The organism is Mesorhizobium sp. M7A.F.Ca.US.014.04.1.1, from assembly GCF_003998745.1.
Classification (GTDB): Bacteria; Pseudomonadota; Alphaproteobacteria; order Rhizobiales; family Rhizobiaceae; genus Mesorhizobium; species Mesorhizobium ciceri.
The window spans coordinates 1-1,033 of the sequence record NZ_RZRW01001118.1 but is presented as its reverse complement, the minus strand read 5'-3'; the positions used below and the strand labels follow the sequence as shown (position 1 = coordinate 1,033).

Here is a 1,033-nt window from a genome sequence, read left to right as displayed (position 1 = left end):
GCGTTGAATTTCGAAGGAGACATCGCTGACGGCGCGGAAGACGCGCGGCTTTCGAAACAGGGCCGTGTTCGTAAACCGGCAGCTGAGGTCCTTCACGGATAGAAGCTTGCTCATGCTGCTGTCACCAGATGGCAGGCGGTACCATGGCCTTCGCAATCACCGTGCAGTTTGGGAATTTCGGTCTGGCAGCGGACGACAGCAACCGGACAACGCGGACGAAAACGGCAGCCAGTCGGATAAGCCGCGGCGTTCGGTACCGTTCCTGGGATGGCGCTAAGGCTACCTCGCACCATGCCGAGGCGAGGAATGCAGCGGATCAGGGCTTTTGTGTAGGGATGGCGAGGATTTTCAAAGATCCGCTCCACCGCACCGGACTCAACTATCCGCCCGCAATACATGACAGCCACCCGATCGCAAGCGTGTGCCACGATGCCCATGTCGTGCGTTATGAGGATCAGCGCCAATCCGCGCTGCTTTACGAGATCCACGAGGATCTTGATGATTTGCGCCTGCACGGTGACGTCGAGCGCGGTGGTCGGTTCATCCGCAATCAGAAGCTGCGGCTCGCCGGCTAGCGCCATTGCGATGACAATGCGCTGCTTCATGCCGCCGGAGAGCTGAAAGGGATAGAGATCGTAGACGACAGCGGGATTGGGTATCTGCATGTCCGTCATGAGAGCCAGACTTCGTGCGCGGGCGGCCTTACGGTCGACCTTAAGATGAAGGCGCGATGACTGGTCGATCTGGGGGCCGACCCGTATCATCGGATCGAGCGACGTCATCGGGTTCTGCGTTATCAACGCAATCTTTCCGCCACGCAGCCGGCGCATGCGCTTTTCCGGCAGGCCCACCAGATCGATGCCGTCAAACGCCATGCGACCTGAGCTGATCCTCGCACCGATGCGTGGCAACAGGCCCATGATCGCTGTCGCCGACAGCGACTTGCCAGACCCCGACTCGCCGACCACGCCGAGAATCTCGCCACGATCGATACCGAAGGTGACATCATCGACAGGCGAGAAGGCGCCGAAAC

At 60.2% G+C, this 1,033-nt stretch carries 1 protein-coding gene; it reads right to left on the bottom strand.

Features of this window, described 5'->3' with window-relative positions; all coding sequences use genetic code 11:
• Positions 1-110 precede the first annotated feature (110 nt).
• On the bottom strand, positions 111-1,033 hold a 923-nt coding region (locus EOA22_RS34945; protein ID WP_164756237.1), incomplete at its 5' end, for an ABC transporter ATP-binding protein.